Origin of the sequence: Streptomyces sp. NPDC057877 (assembly GCF_042796855.1) — a bacterium.
Lineage (GTDB): Bacteria > Actinomycetota > Actinomycetes > Streptomycetales > Streptomycetaceae > Streptomyces.
This window is the reverse complement of sequence record NZ_JBHVMS010000002.1, coordinates 592531-612702: the sequence shown is the minus strand read 5'-3', so window position 1 is coordinate 612702 and position 20172 is coordinate 592531. Positions and strand designations below refer to the sequence as shown.

Genomic DNA, 20172 nt, shown 5'->3' with positions numbered 1-20172 from the left:
CGCGCAGTCAATCCGACGAAGGGGACGGACCTTTCCGGGCGGGATTCCGCCACCTTCGAGCCAAGGCCAGACAATCACGCTCTGTGACGCTCAAGGTGGGCCAGGGAGTCAGCGGAGCAGCACCTCCGCGGCGGGGCGGCGGGGCACGATCCGCTGGACCGGGGCGAAGCCCAGCCGGAGGATCATCTGCGGGAAGTCGCCGGGGAGGAACTCCCGGCGCAGCCGGGTGCGCAGCCGGGCGACCTCGAGCGGCTGGGTGTGGAAGGCGGCCATCACGCCCTGGGCGGCGGCGTACAGCAGGATGCGCTCCAGCGCCTGTCCGGCGCGCAGCCAGGCCAGCCGGTCGTCCCGGTCCGTGCTCAGCACCGCCACCAGTCCGGCGGGGGCGGGCCAGCGTCCGGGCGGGACCGGGAACATGCTCGTCAGACCGGCGTAGTCGCGTCCGGCGAAGCCGGTGCAGTCGGGGTGCGCCACGCTCACGTCCGCGGGCACCCCGTCGGTGCGGGGCTGGGCCGAGCGCCAGGTCCAGGAGGCCTGTTCGGCGGTGTGCCCGGGGTCCTTCCGGTGCATGCCCTCGGCCTCCTTGACCAGGGCGGCCAGGTGCTTGCGGCTCGCGACGTCGTCCACGACGTGCAGGACGGCGCCCTCCTCCGTGGCCTGGACGCGCAGGGCGTCGACCATGCCGGCGGGCAGCGGATCGTTGCGAAAGGGGCCGCGGACGGTGTGCCGACGGCGCAGGGCGCCGTACATGCGCTGCTCGTCGCCGGTGGGCCTGGCGTACGGGCCCCAGCCGACGCGGGCCAGGAGGGTCGGGTCGTGGGGGCGGGGGAAGGGCCGTACGACCGGGGCGAAGCCCAGGTGCCGCATGGCGAGGCGGATGTTGAACAGGGCCGCCCCGCAGCTGACGACCAGTTCGCGGCCGTTGGGGTCGGTGCGGGGCATTCCTCGGTCGGGGTCCGCGTACACCTGGATGCCCCGGTCCCCGTCGGCGACGAAGTACCAGGGCTGGGTGTTGTAGACCGAGGGTGCCGTGACGGCCGCGCGCACCAGATAGGCGGAGGCGTGACCGGGGGGTGCGATGACGACGGACATGGGTGTCGCCCTTTCTCCAGCTTCCTGTCCCCATGCTGGTCCGGGCGTTGCGACGGCAGGAGGGGCCGCAGGTCCCCGGCGCGGGCCGAGGGGCCTCATGAGGGCCCGGGAAGGCGGCGACTAGGGCCGGTCGGCGGTTGGCGGGTGCCGGTGGGCCCAGGGCGCGGGGGCGAGTGGCCGGGTCAGGCTGGGGTGAGGAGCTGTTTCGAAGGCACGTTCCGCGGGCCCTTGTTCGGGAGTCCCGGGAACCTGTTTCGGGAGGCTGTCATGTCCGTACCCGTCCACCACCGTCCGGCCATCGTGGTCGGCGTCGACGGCTCCGAGGCCTCCGCGGCGGCCCTGCGCTGGGCCGCCGCGCAGGGCCGCGCGCTGCTCGTCGACGTCGTCGCCGTACACGCCTGGGAACCCAGCGGCCCGCGCATCGCCCCGTACGCCCCGGCCGCGGCCCTCCCGGCACCGGACGAGGAACAACTCGCCGCCGCCCAGTTGCTCGCCGGGACGGTACGCCGGGTCATGGGCCCGCGGATCGGCACCGGCGTACGCGCCGAACTGATCCAGGGCCCGGCCGCCCGCGTCCTCCTGCACCGCGCCCGCGGCGCGGCCCTGCTGGCCCTCGGCCGCACCGCCCACCCGCAGGACGGCGCCCCCGCGGCGGGCCCGGTCAGCCGCGAGTGCCTACGGCTCGCGACGGTGCCGGTGGTCGTGGTTCCCGCCCCGGTCCCGGCGCCGCTCGCACTGGTCGGGGCCTCGCCCTGACCCTCGTAGCGCACGCCCGTGCCCCCGACGCCCGGGCCCCCGCCCGGGCGTCGGGGGCACACAGCGCCCCGCTCCCCTCCTGGTCCGTCAGTCCTTCCTCTCGTTCGCCGTCAGGTCGCGGGCGATGCCGGTCGCCCAGGACTCGATGGCACTGAAGTCGCGGTAGTCGCCGCCCTTGCCGGAGCGGAGGATCATGTGGGCGACCCGGCCGCGGGCGCCCTCCTCCAGTCGGCCGCCGAAGGTGACGTGGCCGGAGACGTCCAGGGCCGTCATGGCGCGCCGGACGCCGGGGACGGGTGGGATCTCGCGTTCGGAGGCCGAGGCGTCGAGCGGGCCGCTGCTGAAGAACCACACGGGCCGCCCGGCCAGTTCGCCGCGGTGGCGCCGGACGAAGCGGCGGGCGTCCTTGTGCCAGCGCCCGGCGTACAGCGCCCCGCCGACCACCACCGCGTCGTACACCGCGGCGTCGGGCACGGCCCGGGCGGGCAGTGCCTCCGCGTCGACGCCTTCGCGGTGGAGCACCTCCGCGACCGTCTCGGCGATCCGGGCCGTGGAGCCGTTCGTCGTGCCGTAGGCGATCAGCACCTTGCCTGTCATGGTCGTCCGCCTCCTTTCACAGTCTGCGCAGCCAGTCGTCGGCCACGCCGTGCAGGGCCCGTCCGTCGGCGGCGGGCAGGCGTGAGTCGTCCAGTCGGTGGGTGAGCCTGTCGACGACCCCCACGACGCCGTCGATCTGGCGGGTCATGGACACCGCGATCTCGGTCTCGCTCTTGCGTTCCATGTCGCCGGAGAGCGTCACCACGCCCTCCGTGACGGACACGTCGATGCTGTGCGGCGGCAGCCACAGCGTCCGCTCCAGCACCTCGCGGAACACGTCCTGGCGGATCTCCTCGTCCGGCCGCAGGAAGACCCTGAGCAGGTCGCGCCGGGTGACGATGCCGACCAGCCGGTTCTCCTCGTCGAGCACCGGCAGCCGCTGCACGTGCCGCTCGGCCATGGTGCGGGCGGCGGCCACGATGGTGTCGTCGGCGTGCACGGTCACCGGCGGCTCGGTCATCAGCCGCCCCGCCGTACGGGCCTCGGCCTTCGCCGCGCGGCGCCGCGCCCCGGGCCGCAGGGCGATGAACCGCCGCCGCGCGGGCGGGGCGTACGGATCGGGTGTCTGCGCCTGCCGCATCATCAGGTCCGTCTCGGAGACGACACCGATGACGTGCTCGTCCTCGTCGACCACGGGCAGCCCGCTGATGTCGTGCTCGGCGAGCAGCCGGGCGACCCTCTTGAACGTGGTGCCGTACTCGGCCCGGACGACGTCGGTCGTCATCACGGAGCCGACCTTGTTGTGCTTCATGGCGGGGTCCTTCCCTGCGGCGCGTTTCAGCGCAGTCGGCGCAGATGGGGGTCCTGGGAGCGGCGCGGCAGCAGCCGCAGCCGGGCGTCGAGGACGGTGACGTGTTCCGGAGTGGCGAGTACGGGGTTGAAGTCGGCCTCGGCGAGCTGGGGCAGGTCGGCCGCCATCCGCGACAGGCGGTGCAGCAGTTGCTCCAGGCCGTCGAGGTCGACGGGGCCGTTGCCGTGCGCGCCGAACAGCAGCGGGGCGCAGCGCGGGCCGGTGATCAGGTCGTGGACGTCGTGGTCGGTGAGCGGGGCGAGGCGGGCGGCGTGGTCGGCGAGCACCTCGGTGGCGGTGCCGCCGAGCCCGAACAGCACCAGCGGTCCGAAGACCTCGTCCTGGACGACCCCGGCGAAGAGTTCGGTGCCGCGTGGTGCGAGGGGCTGGACGACCACCCCGGTCAGCAGTCCGGCGAACCGGGTCTCCAGGTCCCGGAAGGCGGCCCGGACCTGGGCGTCGCCGCGCAGGTCGAGATGGACGGCGCGCTGTTCGCTCTTGTGGACCAGGCCGGGCCAGTGGGCCTTCAGCACGACCCGGCCGTCCGCGCCGCGCAGCCGCTCGGCGGCGAGTACGGCGTCGTCCTCGGTCTCGGCCCAGGCCCAGGACAGCTGGGGGATGCCGTAGCAGGCGAGCAGTTCGGCGCAGGTGCGCGGGTCGAGCCAGCCGCCGTCCGGGTGGGCGGCGAGGAAGTCCTCGGCCACCTCGTGGGCGCGTGCGGTGTCGACGTCGTCGAGTTCCGCGGGGGTTCCGGCCGGGCGGGCCAGCCAGGTGGCGCGGCGGGCGGCGTGGGCGAACGCGCGGGCGACGGCGCGGGGTTCGGCGTACGAGGGCACGGTGCCGTCGACGGCGGGCAGCAGGGTGACGGGCGCCTCCTGTTCCAGGCGTACGACGGCGACCGGGTGGGCCCGGCGGGCCGGTTGGCGGGTGAGGGCGCGGACCAGGTCGTCGCCGGTCGCGACGGCGACGGCGGTGGGCACCAGGGCGACCAGGACCGCGTCGATGCCCTGATGGTCCATCAGCCGGTCGACACAGGCGCGCAGTTCGGCCTCGGTGACGGCGGCGGTGGCGTCGACGGGGTTGCCGGTCGAGGCGCCCTCGGGCAGCACGCCGAGCAGGTCGTCGACGAGGTCGGGGGTGGGCTGCGGCAGGACCAGGCCCGCCTCGGCGCAGGCGTCGGCGGCCAGCACCCCGGCGCCGCCCGCGTTGGTGACGACGGCGACGCGGGTGCCGGTGGGCAGCGGCTGGGAGTGCAGCAGGGCGGCGGTCTGCAGGAGTTCGCCGATGGAGTGGGTGGCGGTGATCCCGGCCTGGGTGAACAGGGCCTGGCGGGTCATGGTGCCGGTGGCGGCGGCAGCGGTGTGCGAGGCGGCGGCCCGGCGTCCGGCGTCGGTGCGCCCGGCGTCCACGGTCAGGACGGGCATCCGGCGGGTGACGCGCCGGGCGGTGCGGGAGAAGGCGCGCGGGTTGCCGAAGGACTCCAGGTGCAGCAGAGCCAGGTCGGTGCGGTCGTCGCTCTCCCACCACTGGAGCAGGTCGTTGCCGCTGACGTCGTACTTGTCGCCGAGCGAGACGAAGCTGGAGACGCCGATGCCGAGCCGGGACAGCCCGTCCAGCAGGGCGATGCCGACCCCGCCGGACTGTACGGCGACCCCGGCGGTGCCGGGGCGGGGGTGGGTGGCGGCGAAGGTGGCGTCCAGGGCGAGGCCGGGTTCGGTGTTGGCGATGCCGAGGCAGTTCGGGCCGACCAGGCGCATGCCGTGGGCGCGGCAGGCGGTGACCAGCGCCCTCGCGGTGCCGCTGTCGAGGCCCGCGGAGACGACCACCAGGGCGCGTACGCCCGCCCTGCCGCACTCCTCGGCGATGCCGGGCACGGTGGCGGCGGGGGCGGCGATCACCGCGAGGTCGGGCACCTTGGGGAGCAGGGCGACGGACGGGTACGAGGGGACGCCGAGGACGGAGGTGCAGCGCGGGTTCACCGCGAACAGGCGGCCCGCGAAGCCGCCGGTGTGCAGATGGTGCAGCAGGGCCCGGCCGACGGAGCCCGGTTTGCGTCCGGCGCCGATGACGGCGACCGTCGTGGGCCGCAGCAGGGGTTCGAGGCTGGCGACGTCGGCGGTCCGGCCGCGTTCCTCGACGGCCGACAGGTAGGTGTCGTCGGGGTCGAGGGCGATGGTGCAGTGCAGCTCCGGGCCGTCGAGGCGCCGGGTGAGGTGCAGGCCGAGGTCGGTGAAGAGGCGGATCACCCGGTGGTTCTCGCTGAGGGCGTCGGCCGTGAAGGTGGTGATGCCGTCGTTCCTGGCCGCGGAGACCAGGTGCTCGACGAGGAGGGTGCCGACGCCGCGGTGGTGCAGCCCCTCGGCGACGGCGATGGAGAAGTCCGCCGTGACCGCGTCGTCGCCGGTGTGGTACTCGGCGAGGCCGAGCACCTGCTGTGCCCGCTCGGCGAGCAGTGCCCGGTGGCCGGGGCGGCAGGGTGCGCAGGCCCGCTCGGCGGCCTGGTCGGCGGCCCGGCGGCTGGCGGCGAAGAACCGCAGGCGCAGGTTCTCCGGGGACATCTCCTGGTAGAGGCCCTCCAGCTGGGCGCGGTCAGCGGGCTCGACGGGGCGGATGCGCACGGTGGTGCCGTCGGCGAGCAGGGCGTGGACCGGGGGGCTGTGCAGCACGTCGTCCGTCATCGCGGATCGGTCTCCTTGGTGGTCGCGCGTCATTGGGCGTCCCGGAGGGGGCGGGAACGATCCGAGGGCCCGGGGGTGCGGCCCTCGGATGTCCCGCGCGGTTCAGCGGAGCCAGCCGTTGGTGCGGACGAACGGGAGCTTGGCCCACAGGCGGCCGAGGCCGAGGGTGTTCCCGGCGGAGACGACGGCCAGGGCGATCAGGATGGCGGCGTAGACGAGGTGGTAGTCGGCGAACGGGTTCGTCGACATGCTGGCCGAGCCGTCCGAGAGGTGCTTGGCGGGCGGCCATTCGGCGATCCACATGAACGCCATCATCAAGGTGCCCGCGACCGCCGCGAGCCGCAGCGCGACGCCGCTGATCAGGGCGACACCGATGCCGAGCAGACCGAGCATGAACATCCAGTCGGTCCAGGTGTCACCGGCCCAGGAGTGGAAGGTCGATTCCATCGGCCCGACGTTGACCGAGCTGAGGAAGCCCAGGGTGGGCGAGCCTCCGTCGATCCAGCCCTTGCCCGACGGGGTCGCGTAGCCGAAGCCGAACGTCTTGTCGAGGAAGGCCCACAGGAAGACGAAGCCCATCAGCAGCCGGACGGACCCGAAGACGTACGCCCGCGCGGTGTGCGTGTCACTGAGAGCGGCGGCGTCGGACTCCGGGGTGGCGGTGGTCCGGCCTCGGCGCAGCGACGGCAGGTGGAAGCCCGTACCTTGGTGCGGGTGGTTGTGCACGGCCATGACGGTGTTCCCTTCGGGGAGCGGTCCGGGTGGTGCCTGACACCTTCACTCTGCTGGTACGGGACCGGGTGCGCCGGATGCCGAAGGTCCGCGCCCGCTGGGCTGAACAGCCCTATTTCCGGAGGGTCGTTCGGCGACCGCCGGGATGCGCTCGGCGGGCAGGTCGACGCCGTACATGGTGCGCCCGCGGACCAGTTCCCGGCCGGTGACCAGTTCGGGCTCGATGCGCAGGAAGACCTCCCGTGGGGAGGGCGCCCAGGAGCGCGGGCCGTGGTGTGCGAGGCGGCGCAGCGCGGCGGGGTCGGTGACCACGGTGGCGGTGCCGGTGACGACCACGCTCCAGCCCGACTCGGAGGCGCGGTCGACCTCGTCGGTCTCGAACGCGACCACCGCGCCGTCGACCGCGCGCACCAGCTCGGAGCCCGCGGCGGTGCGCACGAGGACGGCATGGTCGTGGTCCAGGGAGAAGTTGACGGGCAGGACCGCGGGGAGGGCCTGGCGGGTGTGGACGATCCTGCCGATGTCGGCGCGGCCCATCAGAAGCAGGCATTCCTGCCGACTGAGTTCACGGAAACCGTCGTTGCGGTACATGGCCATTCCATCTTTCGCCTGAGGGCACACGGTCGGCTGCGTTGTCCTTCCATGGTCAGCAGGTGCCGACCCGGGCGTGAGGGACCTTCTGTCCCGTGCACGCCGGAGACCGGCCCTGGGGCGGATGGCCGCCACGAGGGGCCCAGGGTCCCGGTCGACCCGCCGAACGGGGCCGACCGGCCCTACCTCGCCGCCCCGCGTCTTCGGTTGTCTTCCTCCATGCCCGAGACGACGCACACCTGGCTGACCCCGTGTTCCCCGGCGCGTCGCGTCGGCGGCAGCACGGTCCTGGAGCTGCGCGGCGAGATCGACGTCCACACGGCGCGGTTCGTCACGGCACGGCTGGACGCCCTCACCGCCGGGCCGTGCCCGGACCTGGTGCTGGACCTGCGTGGGATGTCCTTCATCGACTGCACGGGCATCGGCGCGCTGTGCCGGGCCCGCAACCGGGTGCTGACCCGGCGCGGCCGGCTGCGGCTGGTCAGTACCGACCCGCGGTTCCTGCGGGTCCTGGGGGCGCTGCGCCTGGACGACGTCTTCGAGGTACGGGCCCGGTTGCCGCGGGCCGTACCGGACCCGCTCGCCGTGGCGGGCTAGGGACCTCGGCCGCCGGATGGGGGCGGACGGGGCGGCGGCGGGCACATCGCGTGTGATGTGCCCGCCGCCGTGTTTCCCCCGCTCGCTCACGGCACGGGCATCTCCGGCCGTACGAGTGTGCCCGACCGGCCGTGGACGATCTCCTGGGCGGCTTCCAGGGCGCCGATCGCCGCCAGGCCGCCGGTGCGTTCCACGAACCGGGCGGCGGCTTCCGTCTTGGGCCCCATGGAACCGGCCGGGAAGCCGCCGCGCCTCAGGTCCGTGGGTGTGGCGTCGAGGACGGGCCGCTGCTCGGGGGTGCCGTAGTCCGCGTAGACGTTGGGGACGTCGGTGAGGATGAGCAGGAAGTCGGCCTTGAGGTCCTCGGCGAGCAGCGCGGCGGTCAGGTCCTTGTCGACGACCGCCTCGACGCCGTGCAGGGCCCCGGTGTCCGGGTCGGCGGTGACCGGGACGCCCCCGCCGCCCGCGCAGACCACCGGGGTGCCGGCGTTCAGCAGTTCGTGGACGATGTCGGCCTCCACGATCCGCTCGGGCGACGGGGAGGGCACGACGCGCCGCCAGCCGGTGGTGTCCTGGGCGATCCGCCAGCCGTGCCGGTGGGCGAGCGCGCGGGCCTCCGAGCGGGGGTAGACCTGCCCGACGAACTTGGTCGGGTGCCGGAAGGCGGGGTCGTCGGCCCGTACGACGGTGTGGGTGACCAGCGCGGTGACGCGCCGCCCGGGCAGGGTGTCGTAGAGGGTGCGCACCAGCAGGGAGCCGATCATGCCCTGGGTCTGGGCGCCCAGCAGGTCCAGCGGGTACGGGGCGCTGAGGGCGGGGTCGGTGGCGCTCTCCACGGCGAGCAGGCCGATCTGGGGGCCGTTGCCGTGGGTGACGACGACCTCGTGCTCCTGGGCGAGGGCGGCGACGGCGGTGGCGACCCGGTCGATGTTGGCCTGCTGGACGTCCGCGTCGGGGCGCTCACCGCGGTGCAGCAGGGCGTTGCCGCCGAGGGCGATGACGATGCGCACGGTTCAGTCCTCCAGGGTGGCGACGAGGACGGCCTTGATGGTGTGCAGCCGGTTCTCCGCCTGTTCGAAGACCAGGGAGGCGGGCGAGGAGAACACCTCGTCGGAGACCTCCAGGCCGGTCAGGCCGTAGCTGTCGCGCAGTTGGCGGCCGAGGCGGGTGCGGTCGTCGTGCAGGGACGGCAGACAGTGCAGGAACCCGACGTCCGGGTTGCCGGTGGCGGCGAGGGTCTTGGTGTCGACGCGGTAGTCCCGCAGCAGGTCGATGCGCTGGCCCCAGGTCTCGGCGGGCTCCCCCATCGACACCCATACGTCGGTGTGCAGGAAGTCCGCGCCCCGTACGGCGTGTTCGACGTCCTCGGTGAGGGTGATCCGGGCGCCGCTGCGCTCGGCCAGTGCCCGGCATGCGGCGACCAGGGCCGGGTCCGGGTGGAGTGAGGCGGGGGCGGCGATGCGGACGTCCATGCCGAGCAGGGCGCCCATGGACAGCAGCGAGTTGCCCATGTTGTTGCGGGCGTCGCCGAGGTAGCAGTAGGCGATGTCGGTCAGCGGCTTGGGGCTGTGCTCGCGCATGGTGAGGACGTCGCACAGGCTCTGGGTGGGGTGGGCGGTGTCGGTGAGGCCGTTGTAGACGGGGACACCGGAGTGGGTGGCCAGGTCGGTGACGACGGACTGGGCGGAGCCCCGGTACTCGATGGCGTCGAACATCCGGCCGAGGACCCGGGCGGTGTCGGCGACGGACTCCTTGGTGCCGACATGGGTGTCACCGGGGCCCAGGTAGGTCGTGGCGGCGCCCTGGTCGGCGGCGGCGACCTCGAAGGCGCAGCGGGTGCGGGTGGAGGTCTTCTCGAAGATCAGCGCGAGGTGGCGGCCGGTCAGGCGGGGCCGTTCGGTTCCGGCCCTGCGGGCCGCCTTGAGGTCGGCGGCCAGGTCGAGGAGGTGGGTGATCTCCTCGGCGGTGAAGTCGAGTTCGCTCAGGTAGGAGCGGCCTCGCAGATCGACGGTCATGGTGGTTCCCTCGGGGTCCGTGCGGTCAGGCGACCGGGTCGCGTTCGATGGGGCAGCTCATGCAGCGCGGGCCGCCGCGCCCGCGGCCGAGTTCGCCGCCGGCGATGGTGACGACCTCGATGCCCTGCTTGCGCAGATGGGTGTTGGTGGTGACGTTGCGCTCGTAGCCGACGATCACGCCGGGGGCGAGGGCGAGGAAGTTGCTGCCGTCGTCCCACTGTTCGCGTTCGGCGTTGCGGATGTCCTGCTCGGCGGAGAGCATCCGCACCTTGTCCAGGTCGAGCGCCTCGGCGAGCGCGGTGGGCAGGTCGGCGTCCGGGGTGACGGAGAAGCCCGCCTCGTGCGCCTCGCTGGGCAGCAGGGTCCAGGAGCGCAGCGAGTCGGCCAGACCGGGGTAGATGACGAAGGCGTCCCGGTCGACCATGGTGAGGACGGTGTCCAGGTGCATGTACGCCCGCTCGGCGGGCAGTTGCACGGCGATCAGCCGCCGGGCGGTGCCCTCGGCGAAGAGGCGGGCGGCGAGGTTCTCCACCGCCTGCGCGGTGGTGCGCTCGCCCATGCCGACCATGACGGCGCCGTTGCCGAGGACGTGCACGTCACCGCCCTCGAGGGTGCCCACGGGCCCGTCGAGCAGCGGCTTCGGGGCGGTGTCGGCGAACATCGGATGGAACTGGTAGATGACCTGGGCGTGCAGGCTCTCGCGGCGCCGGGCGGTCTTGGCCATCGGGTTCACCGACAGCCGGTCGTAGACCCAGCAGGAGTTGTCGCGCGGGAAGAGGTGGTTGGGCAGCGGGGCCAGCGCGAACTCCTCGGCGCCGAGGGCGCTCCAGACCAGGCTGTGCGGCGCGGCGATCGGCAGATCGCTCTTGAGCATCCCGCCGATGAGGTACCCGGCGAGGGTCTCCCCGTCGAGGTCGGCGGCGAAGGCGCGCACCGGGTCGGCCAGCGCCGGGCCGACCACGGCCGGGGTGACGATCCGGTCCAGCAGCCACTCCCGCGCCTCGGGCACGTCCAGGGTCTGGGCCAGCAGCTCGGCGAAGTAGTGCACCCGGGTCCCGTGGTCCCGCAGCACCTGCGCGAACGCGTCGTGCTCCTCCCTGGCCCGCTTGGCCCACAGGATGTCGTCGAAGAGCAGCGCGTCGACGTTGCGCGGCGTCAGCCGGGACAGCTCCAGCCCCGGGCGGTGCAGGATCACCTGCCTCAGACGTCCGGCCTCCGAGTCGACGTGGAAGGTGTTCATGGCGGGGTCTCCTCCAGTGGTGGGGCCGACGGCACGGCGTGGGGTGGGCTGTGGCGTCGGAGGGTGGGGGGCGCCTCGGCGTGTTGTCCGGGGTGGGGTGGGGCCGAGGCGCCGTGGTCGGGGCCGTCAGTCGTGATGCCGCAGGAGGTTGTGCAGTACTCCGGTGCGCGGGCGGCGCGGGGCGGGTACGACCGGCGGCGTCTCCGGTGCCCGGCCGTCGGTGGTGTCCGTGGCCGTGGGTGACGGGTCGCCGTCCGCGGCCAGCTCACCGTCGTACACGCCGCTGTCGCGCTTGAGCCAGACGTACACCGGCAGCCCGAGGAGGAGCACGAACAGGCCGTAGTAGACGGTCTGGTAGCCGCTGCCCTGGATCGACCAGTAGGAGAAGGCCATGGCGAGCACGGTCACCGTGAGGTCCCTGGCGAGGGCGCCCCGGCTGAGTCCGGCCCGGCCGCGCAGCAGCCAGTACAGCCGGGCCGCGGCGGAGAAGAGGTACGGGATGACCGCGGTCAGCACGCTCAGCAGGACGATCTTGGTGAAGACGTCGTCGAAGCGGGTGTAGCTGAAGACGGTGATGAGCGAGGCCAGCACGGTGGAGGCGACGATGCCGAACACCGGGACGCCGTTCTCCCCGCGCAGCCGGGCGAAGGCGCCGGGGAAGAGTCCGTCACGGGCGGCGGCGTACGGCATCTCCGCGCACAGCATGGTCCACCCGTTGAGCGCGCCGATCCCGGAGATGATCGCGGCGATGGCGACCGCGTCGCCCGCCCAGGTGCCGCCGAGGATGTTGTTCGCGGCGTCGGTGAACGGCGCGCTGGACTCCCCGAGCCGGGTGTGCGAGACGGTGCCGAAGACGGCGAGGGTGCCGAGGATGTAGATCACGGCGCACACGAGCGTGCCGTACACGGTCGCCCGCGGCACGTTCCGCTCCGGGTCGCGCACCCGGCCCGCGACCACCGCCGCCGCCTCCAGACCGAGGTAGCTGAACAGCGCGATCGCCCCGGCCGCCGAGATCGCGCCGAGCGCGGACTGACCGCTGGAGTTGAACGCGCCGAAGTTGTCCGGGTCGATGAACAGCAGCCCGATGGTCGCCATGAACACCAGCGGTACGAACTTCAGCACCGTGGTGATCACCTGGAACGCGCCGGTGTTGCGCACCCCGGTGAGGTTGATCGCGGCCGGGATCCACAGCCCGACCAGCGCGATCAGCACCGATGCGGTCTTGTCGTGCCCGGTGTTGACGAACACCTCGACATACCCGACCCAGGCCACCGCGATCGCGGCGTTGCCCGCCCACGCGGTGATCCAGTACGACCAGGCGTTGAGGAACCCGGCGAACTCGCCGAACGCCTCACGGGCGTAGACGTACGGCCCTCCGCTCGCCGTCGCCCGCTTCGACAGCGCGCCGAAGGTCAGCGCCAGGGCCAGCGCGCCGAGGGTGACGGCGACGAAGGCGACCAGCGCGATGGGGCCGTAGGGCGAGAGCGCGGACGGCAGGGCGAAGACGCCGGTGCCGATGATGCTGCCGATCACAAGGGCGGAGGCGGCGGGGAGGCCGAGCGCCGCGCTGGGCGGTGTCCTGGTGCCGCCCGGTTCGGTCGGGGACATGGCTGTGCTCCTTGCGCTGAAGGCTGGGGCGGAGAACGGCCGTTGTGACGACCGCCTCCGGTCCCGATCCTTCTGCGCGGGGTCGATCACCGGGACAGGCCCACAGGTCCCCGCCCGGGCCCGGAGGTCCCGGCTGCCGCTGGCCCGACCGGCCCCTGTCGGCCGAGGCCGGTCGAGGAGGGCCGGGGACGGCTCCGGCGAGGCCCATCGACCCCTCCCCGGGGACGGTCGGCCCGTGGTCCCCGGTGCCTTCCGGACCGACGCTGGAATCAGGAGTCCCATGCCTGGAGGAGGGCACCGTGCAGCGCAGCCCCTACGTCGTGAGCGATGTGATGACGCACACCGTCGTCGCCGTCGGCCGCGACGCTTCGTTCAAGGACATCGTCAGGCTCATGGAGCAGTGGAGGATCAGCGCCCTGCCCGTGCTGGCGGGCGAGGGCCGGGTCATCGGCGTCGTCTCCGAGGCCGATCTGCTGCCCAAGGAGGAGTTCCGGGACAGCGATCCCGACCGGTTCACCCAGCGGGAGCGGCTGTCCGACCTGGCCAAGGCGGGCGCCCTGACCGCCGGGGAGCTGATGAGCAGCCCGGCCGTCACGGTGCACGCCGACGCCCCGCTCGCCGAGGCGGCCCGCATCATGGCGCAGCGCAGGGTGAAGAGACTGCCCGTGGTCGGCCCCACGGACCTGCTGGAGGGGCTGGTCAGCCGGGCGGACCTGCTCAAGGTGTTCCTGCGGCCGGACGAGGAGATCGCCGACGAGGTGCGCCGCGAGGTCGTCTCGTCCGTCTTCCTCACGCCCCCGCAGCCGCTGTCGGTGCGGGTCGACGACGGCCGTGTCACCGTCAGCGGAAGTGTCAGGGACACCGCGCTGATCCCGGTGGCCGCCCGGCTGATCCGCGCCGTGGAGGGCGTGGTGGACGTGGAGTTCCACGTCACCGGTCCCACGGACCACACCGGCCCGCGGTAGCGGGAAGGGACCCGCGGTAGCGGTAAGGGAAGGGCCACCGGTAGCGGTAAGGGAAGGGCCACCTCGGGACACGCGTCCGGAGGTGGCCCGACCAGCCGTGCCTCAGCCGAGCATCCGCTTCCGCCACTGGGGCTCCACCAGCGCCCACTCGGTCTCCCACCCGGCCACGCTCCGGTTCTCCAGCCGCCGCAGTGCCAGGTGGCCGCCGGACAGGCCGACCGCCGCGACGGCCAGGCCCGCCAGCACACCGAGCAGCACGGCCTGCCGCTCCGCCTGGCTCCCGCCGACCGGCTCGGGGATCACCTTGTCCGCGCCGTTGGTCCACACGGTGACCGAGGTGCCCACGGCGGCCTCGGCGTCGATCCAGGCCGCCCCGGTGTGCGCCGTGCCGTCGTCGGCGGTCCAGCGCACCTGGGCCCAGGCCTGGTCGCTGTAGGTCTCGACGGTGACCTTGCCCTCGGTGCCGCCGAGCGGCATCTGGGTGACGACGGCCGACACGCGCTCCGCCGCCGAGCGGCTCGCGGCGAGGCTGTCCATGGTGGCCGTCTGTGTCACCCAGCCGGTGAGCACGGCGCCGAGCAGGGCGCCCACCCAGACGGTGAGCAGGAACCAGGCCTCCATCCGGTCGCTGGGGCGGCGCAGCGGATTGCTCCGCCACCGCCACAGCCACAGCCGCCTGACCCTCCTGGGCGTCGCGCGGGGTTCCTCTTCCATGACCCGTCCCCCCTCTCCCCCGTCAGGCGGTACGGGCCGCGGCGGCGGACCGCCGACGGCCGTCGGTCGGGTGGGCGCCGGGGTGCGCGTCGGGCGCGGGCAGCACATGGCCGTACATGGTTCCTCCGAGAGTCGTCGGGCGGCCCGGTCAGCCGGGGATGCCGCTGCCGTAGGGGGCGTAGAGGTCGAGGAGGCGGGCGCGGGTGGCGTGCAGCCGGTGGGCGAGCACCTGGCCGATCCACAGCGCCACCGCCTCTCCCATGGCGGGGTCGGCCGCGCACATCCGCCGCGCGGCCCCGGCGTCGAACTCGTAGGCGCGCACCGGGCCCACCGCCTGGGCGCCCAGCTGCCACACGTACGGCGGGAACAGCCAGGACCAGCCGACGAGTTCACCGAAGCCGACGGTCTCGACGACGACCGGACGGCGGCCGGGCACCCGGACGTCGAGGGCGACGGTGCCGGAGCGCACGATCCAGAAGTGGTCGGCCCGGCTCCCCTCCTCGAAGATGCGGGAACCCGAGGGGATGTCCACCTCGCGGGCGGCGCCCATCAGCCTGCCGCGGTACTCGGCGGGCAGCTTTCTGGTGAGTCGGGGCGTGATCGCTGTGGTCATGGCTGCGCCTCCTCACGGGTCCCGACGGTGGCCGCCGGAGGGGCGCGGCGGTCGGCCCCTGCCTCCAGGGTCGACCGCGCGGCCGGGCACGGCTTGGGCCGAGTGGCCCCGACCGTGGGTCCCGGTAGGGCCCTGTCCTTTGACGCCGGGGGCATCGCCGACAAGGAACGGACGGTCAAGGTGTGACGGATTGCGGCACGCTTCGGCCAGAGCCAGGACAGAAGCCAACATGTCCGCGCGGTTGCTTCCCGGGTGCGCTGTGATGACGGCGAACGGTAGGCAAGGGGGGTATCGGACGTGAGCGCTTTGGACCAGAAGGCAGCCACTCCGGACAGCACCGCGGTCGTGGGAGGCTGCCGGTGCTCAGCGAGACCACGGGGCCGTGGTCCTTCGGTGGCCGAGGAGTTGTTCAGAGGGCTGCTGGAGGCGGCTCCGGACGCGATGGTCATCGTCGACGACACCGGGACGATCAGACTCGTCAACGCGCAGACGGAGGCGCTGTTCGGCTTCCGCCGCGAGGAGTTGCTCGGGCGTCCGGTCGAGTTGCTGGTGCCCTCGCGGTTCCGCGCCCACCACACCCGGCACCGCGACGGCTACGCCGCCAACCGGCAGGTGCGGCCGATGGGCGCCGGTCTGGAGCTGCACGGGGTGCGCAAGGACGGCACCGAGTTCCCCGTGGAGATCAGCCTCAGCCCGCTGGAGACGGCGGACGGGCTGCTGGTGTCGGCGGCCGTCCGGGACGTCAGCGACCGCAAGCGCGCCGAGGCCGAACTGACCGCCCTGTACGAGCAGCAGCGGCACATCGCCCTGACCCTGCAGCGCAGTCTGATGGGCACCCCGCCCTCGATCCCGGGCCTGGCGACGGCCAGCCGTTACCGGCCCGCCACCCAGGGGGCGGGCGTGGGCGGCGACTGGTTCGACCTGATACCGCTGGGCGCGGGCCGGGTCGGCGTCCTCATCGGGGACGTGATGGGCCGGGGGCTGGAAGCCGCGGCCGTGATGGGGCAGTTGAGGTCGGCGGCGCACGCGCTGGCCAAGACGGGGATGCAGCCCCGGCAGCTGATGCAGGCGCTGGACACCTGTGTGGCCGACCTCGATGTGCCCGACCAGCTCGTCACCTGCTGCTATCTGGTCGTCGCCCCGGACACCGGCACGGTGACGGTCTGTTCGGCCGGTCATCTGCCGACCCTGGTGGCCGGTCCGGCGGGCCGCGTGCACCAGCTCACCGCGCCCGTGAACGCCCCGCTGGGCGTCGGTGACGTGCTCTACGAGCAGTCCCGCGCGGAGGTCCCGCCGGGGGCGACGCTCATCCTCTACACCGACGGTCTGATCGAGACGCCCGGCAGCGACATCGAGGAACGGATCGGCGAACTCACCGGTGTCCTCGACGAGTTCTTCACCCTGACCGCCACGCCCCGCCTCGAGGCGGTCGCGGACCATGTGCTGGCCGGGATGGTGCCGGACGCCGAGAGCCACAACGACGACGTGACGCTGCTGCTGGCCCAGCTCCCGGCGGCACCCGTCGACTCCGCCGTCACCGATCTGCCCGCGGTGCCGTCCTCCGTGCCGGAGGGGCGCGCCTTCCTGCACAAGACGCTGTGCTCGTGGCACTGCACGGCGAAGGCGGACGACGCCCTGCTGCTGCTCTCGGAGATCCTCACCAACGCCGTGCAGCACGCCGAGGGGCCCATCGGGCTGCGGCTGTGCCGGACCCTCACGGAGCTGACGGTCGAGGTCGGCGACCGCAGCTCGCACATGCCCCGGCCCCGGCTCGCTGCGAAGGACGCGGAGTCGGGGCGGGGCCTGCTGCTGGTGCGCTCCCTGGCCGACAGCTGGGGCGTGCGGCCGACCGACGAGGGGAAGACGACCTGGTTCACGCTCAAGCTGTGAGCACGGTGGCGGGGTCCGCGCGCGGGAGTGTCAGTCCTCGCCCACCAGGTCGAGTCCGCGGGTCGTGCGCAGGGCGGTCTCCGGGACCGGCCACCTGCGGGTGAGCCGCTGGGACACGTCCCGCCACCAGGGGCGTACGGGGAGGTCCCCGGCGGGCTCGAAGGGCTGGCCCGGGACGGGTACGGCGACGGCCTGGCCGACCGCTTCGGCCGCCGCGAGCGTCCACTCTCCGGGCTCGGCCCAGGGGTGCAGGGAGAGGTTGAAGGTGCCCCAGTGGATGGGCAGCAGTACGCCGCCGGGCCGACCCTGTTGCAGGTCGAGGTGGCTCTGGACGCCCTGGGAGGGGTTCATGTGGATGTCGGGCCAGGAGCCGGGCTCCGGGCCCTCGTCCGCGCCCCGGTCCCGGGGCCAGTAGTCGCTGTAGGCGCCGATCTGGATCATCGTGGCGTCGAAGGGGCCGTGCGCCGCGCCTATCTCCTTGAAGCCGTCGAAGTAGCCGGTGTCTCCGCTGTGGTAGATCCGGTGCCGCTCGCCCGCGACGACCCAGGAGGCCCACAGGGTGTGCTGAGTGTTGCGCAGGCCCCGGCCGCAGAAGTGGCGGGCCGGGGTGGCGGTCAGGGTGAGGGAGCCGACCCGGGTCTCCTCGTGCCAGTCCAGCTCGCGCAGCCGGTCCGGGGAGACGCCCCAGTGCTCCAGGTGCGCTCCGACGCCGAGGGGCACGGCGAACAGGGTGTCGGTCCCGGCCAGCGCCTTGATCGTGGGCAGGTCGAGATGGTCGTAGTGGTCGTGCGAGATGACGACCACGTCGACCGGGCCGAGCGCCGCGAGCGGCAGGGGCGCGGGGTGCAGTCGCCGGGGTCCGGCGAAGGGGAAGGGTGAGCAGCGCTCGCCCCACACCGGGTCGAAGAGGACGCGCTGCCCGTCGATCTCCGCGAGCACGCTGGAGTGGCCCATCCAGGTCAGCCGCAGTCCGCTGGCCGGCGGCCGGGCGATGTCGGCGAGCGTGGTGGAGTGCAGCGGGATGTTGCCCTTGGGGGAGCGGCGGGACCGCTCCTCCTTGTCGAAGAAGATCTTGGCGAACTCCAGCGCCGACCCCGAGGGCCGCATCCGGGTGGGCGGACCGGGGTTCCGGAAGACGCCGTTCTCGAAGTGCGGTGATCTGCGGATGCGCGCCATGCGCTCACCGCTGGGGTCCGCGCCGAAGGCCGCGGGCTGGAGCGAGCGAAGCCCGGAGCGCAGGGAACGGAAACCGGCCACGGTACCTCCCGGTGGAGTCGGTGAGACTCCCATTATGGTCGGCCGGTGTGACAACGCGTTGACATGACCGCGAAAGCGTTTCCATACTGACCGGCCATTCAGTAGTCGGCGGAGCGTTCCCCGCCGCCACCCCCCAGGAGCCCGGATGCCGACCACCGCCCCCTTGTTGTCCCTGACCTGGACGGATCACCTCACCGGCCGTCGGGGCTTCCTGGTCGTCGACCGGCTGGTACGGGGCGTGGCCAGCGGCGGGCTGCGGATGCGGGAGGGCTGCACGCTGGACGAGGTCGCCGGACTGGCCCGTGGCATGACCATGAAGGAGGCGCTGCACTACGACCCCGCGGGCCGCTACGTCCCCCTGGGCGGCGCCAAGGGCGGCATCGACTGCGACCCCCGGGATCCGGGGGCGTACGCGCTGCTGGTGCGCTACCTCCGGGCGATGCGGCCGTACGTGGAGAGCTGCTGGACCACGGGCGAGGACCTGGGTCTCAGCCAAGATCTGGTCGACCGGGCCGCCGCCGAGGCGGGACTGGTCTCCTCGGTGCAGGCCGTGTACCCCCTGCTCGACGACGAGACGGCGGCCCGCGAACGCCTGGCCGACGCCTTCGCCCTGGAGGTGGACGGCATCGGCCTGGACGAGCTGGTCGGCGGCTGCGGCGTCGCCGAGTCCGTCCTGGTCGCCCTGGAACGGGCCGGGGTCCCGCACCCGGGCACCCGGGTCGCCGTGCAGGGCCTGGGCACCATGGGCGGCGCCACCGCCCGCTTCCTCGCGCGCGCGGGGCTGACGGTCGTCGCCGTCGCCGACATCAAGGGCACGATCGCCAACCCGGCGGGCCTCGACGTGGAGTCACTGCTCACCGCGCGCGACGCCCACGGCACGGTGGACCGCGCCGCACTGCGCCCCGGGGACCTGGAACTGCCGCCCGACGCCTGGCTGTCCACCGACGCGGAGGTCCTTGTCCCGGCAGCGACCTCCTACGCCATCGACCCCGCCAACCAGTCCCGCGTCACCGCCCGCTGGATCGTCGAGGCCGCCAACATGCCCGTCCTCCCCGAGGCGGAGCGGCTCCTGACCGCGCGCGGGGTGACCGTCCTGCCCGACGTGGTCGTCAACTCCTGCACCAACGCCTGGTGGTGGTGGACCCTCTTCGGCGACATCGGCCCCGACGCGTCCGAGGCCTTCGCCCACATCCGCCACGCCATGCGCACCCTGGTCACCACGATGCTCACCCGCGCGGACGCCGACGGCACGACACCGCGCACGGCGGCCCACGCGATCGCCGCGGACCGGCTGCCGGTGATCGCGGAGCGGTTCGGGTGGTACGGGTGACCGGGGGCGGCGGGTCACGGGGAACCCTCGGCCGAGGCCCCGAGGCCCCGAGGCCCCGAGGGCGCCGCGGGTCCCGGTCGCGGGGCGGTTAGGGTGAGCCGCGTGGCGAGAGTGCGGTTGAGTGTGGCTGAGCGGCGGGCGGAGTTGCTGGGGGCCGCGGTGGAGCAGATCGAGGCACGGGGGGTCGCCGCGGTGCGGATCTCCGACGTGGCCACCGCGCTGGGGGTGAGCAACGCGCTGGTCCTCTACCACTTCTCGTCCAAGGAGAAGCTGGTCGCCGCGGCCTTCGCGCACGCGGCCGAGGGCGATCTCGCGCATCTGCGCAAGCTGCTCGGCCGCCGCACCACGGCACTGCGCCGACTGCGCGCGGCGGTGCGCTGGTACGCCCCCACCGGCCCCGCCAAGGGCTGGCGGCTGTGGATCGAGGGCTGGGCGGCGGCGCTGCGCGAGCCCGCCCTCCAGGAGGTCACCCGCGATCTCGACCGGCAGTGGAAGGCCGCCCTCGCCGAGGTGATCGCCGAGGGCGTGGCCAACGGCGAGTTCCACTGCCCCGACCCCGCCGCCACCGCCCTGCGCCTGACCGCCCTGCTCGACGGGCTCGCCGTACAGCTGACGTCGTACCCGGGCGCGGTCTCCCGCGCGCGTGCCCAGGAGTGGGTGGACGAGGCACTCGCGCGGGAGTTGGGGCCGAAGGCGGCAGCCTGAGG

General features: G+C 73.5%; 18 protein-coding genes and 1 pseudogene. 6 read left to right on the top strand and 13 right to left on the bottom strand.

Annotation, left to right across the window (positions count from 1 at the left end; all coding sequences use genetic code 11):
- Positions 1–108: 108 nt before the first annotated feature.
- Positions 109–1092, bottom strand: coding sequence for an Acg family FMN-binding oxidoreductase (locus ACFVQG_RS06590; protein WP_383377534.1), 984 nt, complete (start codon positions 1090–1092; stop codon positions 109–111).
- Positions 1093–1359: 267 nt separating this feature from the next.
- Here ACFVQG_RS06590 and ACFVQG_RS06585 point away from each other — a divergent pair, with 267 nt between their 5' ends.
- Entirely contained in the window at positions 1360–1848 is a 489-nt protein-coding gene (locus ACFVQG_RS06585; RefSeq protein ID WP_383377531.1) for a universal stress protein, read from the top strand.
- A gap of 87 nt (positions 1849–1935) precedes the next feature.
- Here ACFVQG_RS06585 and ACFVQG_RS06580 read toward each other — a convergent pair whose 3' ends face one another.
- The 5 genes and pseudogenes from ACFVQG_RS06580 to ACFVQG_RS06560 all read right to left on the bottom strand — a co-directional run.
- Positions 1936–2445 carry a flavodoxin domain-containing protein gene (locus ACFVQG_RS06580; RefSeq protein WP_383377529.1) on the bottom strand — a complete coding sequence of 170 codons (510 nt, stop codon included), beginning with the start codon at positions 2443–2445 and terminating at the stop codon, positions 1936–1938.
- 16 nt (positions 2446–2461) lie between these two features.
- Positions 2462–3196: a CBS domain-containing protein gene (locus ACFVQG_RS06575; RefSeq protein WP_383377527.1), complete on the bottom strand. Its 735-nt coding sequence runs from the start codon at positions 3194–3196 to the stop codon at positions 2462–2464.
- A gap of 26 nt (positions 3197–3222) precedes the next feature.
- Entirely contained in the window at positions 3223–5913 is a 2691-nt protein-coding gene (locus ACFVQG_RS06570; RefSeq protein ID WP_383377525.1) for a GNAT family N-acetyltransferase, read from the bottom strand.
- A 102-nt stretch (positions 5914–6015) separates the two neighbouring features.
- Positions 6016–6645, bottom strand: a complete 630-nt coding sequence (locus ACFVQG_RS06565; RefSeq protein ID WP_383377523.1) for a hypothetical protein — start codon at positions 6643–6645, stop codon at positions 6016–6018.
- Positions 6646–6801: 156 nt separating this feature from the next.
- A pseudogene (locus ACFVQG_RS06560) lies at positions 6802–7236 on the bottom strand (pyridoxamine 5'-phosphate oxidase family protein); the annotation flags it as partial.
- A gap of 219 nt (positions 7237–7455) precedes the next feature.
- Between ACFVQG_RS06560 and ACFVQG_RS06555 the strand changes: the two are divergent.
- Entirely contained in the window at positions 7456–7833 is a 378-nt protein-coding gene (locus tag ACFVQG_RS06555) for an STAS domain-containing protein (RefSeq protein ID WP_383377521.1), read from the top strand.
- A gap of 86 nt (positions 7834–7919) precedes the next feature.
- Here ACFVQG_RS06555 and ACFVQG_RS06550 read toward each other — a convergent pair whose 3' ends face one another.
- The 4 genes from ACFVQG_RS06550 to ACFVQG_RS06535 all read right to left on the bottom strand — a co-directional run bounded on the left by ACFVQG_RS06550 (position 7920) and on the right by ACFVQG_RS06535 (position 12621).
- Positions 7920–8843, bottom strand: a complete 924-nt coding sequence (locus tag ACFVQG_RS06550) for a carbamate kinase (RefSeq protein ID WP_383377519.1) — start codon at positions 8841–8843, stop codon at positions 7920–7922.
- Positions 8844–8846: 3 nt separating this feature from the next.
- Positions 8847–9848: an ornithine carbamoyltransferase gene (gene argF, locus ACFVQG_RS06545; RefSeq protein WP_383377517.1), complete on the bottom strand. Its 1002-nt coding sequence runs from the start codon at positions 9846–9848 to the stop codon at positions 8847–8849.
- A gap of 25 nt (positions 9849–9873) precedes the next feature.
- Positions 9874–11088: an arginine deiminase gene (locus ACFVQG_RS06540; protein ID WP_383377515.1), complete on the bottom strand. Its 1215-nt coding sequence runs from the start codon at positions 11086–11088 to the stop codon at positions 9874–9876.
- 126 nt (positions 11089–11214) lie between these two features.
- A complete protein-coding gene (locus tag ACFVQG_RS06535) occupies positions 11215–12621 on the bottom strand; it encodes an APC family permease (RefSeq protein WP_383377969.1) in 1407 nt (468 codons plus the stop codon).
- Between the two features lie 374 nt (positions 12622–12995).
- Here ACFVQG_RS06535 and ACFVQG_RS06530 point away from each other — a divergent pair, with 374 nt between their 5' ends.
- Positions 12996–13661: a CBS domain-containing protein gene (locus ACFVQG_RS06530; protein ID WP_383377513.1), complete on the top strand. Its 666-nt coding sequence runs from the start codon at positions 12996–12998 to the stop codon at positions 13659–13661.
- 102 nt (positions 13662–13763) lie between these two features.
- Here ACFVQG_RS06530 and ACFVQG_RS06525 read toward each other — a convergent pair whose 3' ends face one another.
- Positions 13764–14375 (bottom strand): hypothetical protein, encoded by a 612-nt coding sequence (locus ACFVQG_RS06525; RefSeq protein ID WP_383377511.1) that lies wholly within the window; start codon positions 14373–14375, stop codon positions 13764–13766.
- A gap of 148 nt (positions 14376–14523) precedes the next feature.
- Complete coding sequence (locus ACFVQG_RS06520) at positions 14524–14988, bottom strand: Crp/Fnr family transcriptional regulator (RefSeq protein ID WP_383377509.1); 465 nt, start codon at positions 14986–14988, stop codon at positions 14524–14526.
- Between the two features lie 345 nt (positions 14989–15333).
- On the opposite strand from ACFVQG_RS06520, the gene ACFVQG_RS06515 reads away from it, so the two are divergent.
- Positions 15334–16878 (top strand): SpoIIE family protein phosphatase, encoded by a 1545-nt coding sequence (locus tag ACFVQG_RS06515; RefSeq protein ID WP_383377967.1) that lies wholly within the window; start codon positions 15334–15336, stop codon positions 16876–16878.
- 30 nt (positions 16879–16908) lie between these two features.
- Here ACFVQG_RS06515 and ACFVQG_RS06510 read toward each other — a convergent pair whose 3' ends face one another.
- Positions 16909–18135 carry an MBL fold metallo-hydrolase gene (locus ACFVQG_RS06510; RefSeq protein ID WP_383377507.1) on the bottom strand — a complete coding sequence of 409 codons (1227 nt, stop codon included), beginning with the start codon at positions 18133–18135 and terminating at the stop codon, positions 16909–16911.
- A 145-nt stretch (positions 18136–18280) separates the two neighbouring features.
- On the opposite strand from ACFVQG_RS06510, the gene ACFVQG_RS06505 reads away from it, so the two are divergent.
- Together ACFVQG_RS06505 and ACFVQG_RS06500 are read left to right on the top strand one after the other, a co-directional pair.
- Positions 18281–19465: a Glu/Leu/Phe/Val dehydrogenase dimerization domain-containing protein gene (locus ACFVQG_RS06505; protein WP_383377505.1), complete on the top strand. Its 1185-nt coding sequence runs from the start codon at positions 18281–18283 to the stop codon at positions 19463–19465.
- A gap of 102 nt (positions 19466–19567) precedes the next feature.
- Positions 19568–20170, top strand: coding sequence for a TetR family transcriptional regulator C-terminal domain-containing protein (locus ACFVQG_RS06500; RefSeq protein WP_383377503.1), 603 nt, complete (start codon positions 19568–19570; stop codon positions 20168–20170).
- Positions 20171–20172 lie beyond the last annotated feature (2 nt).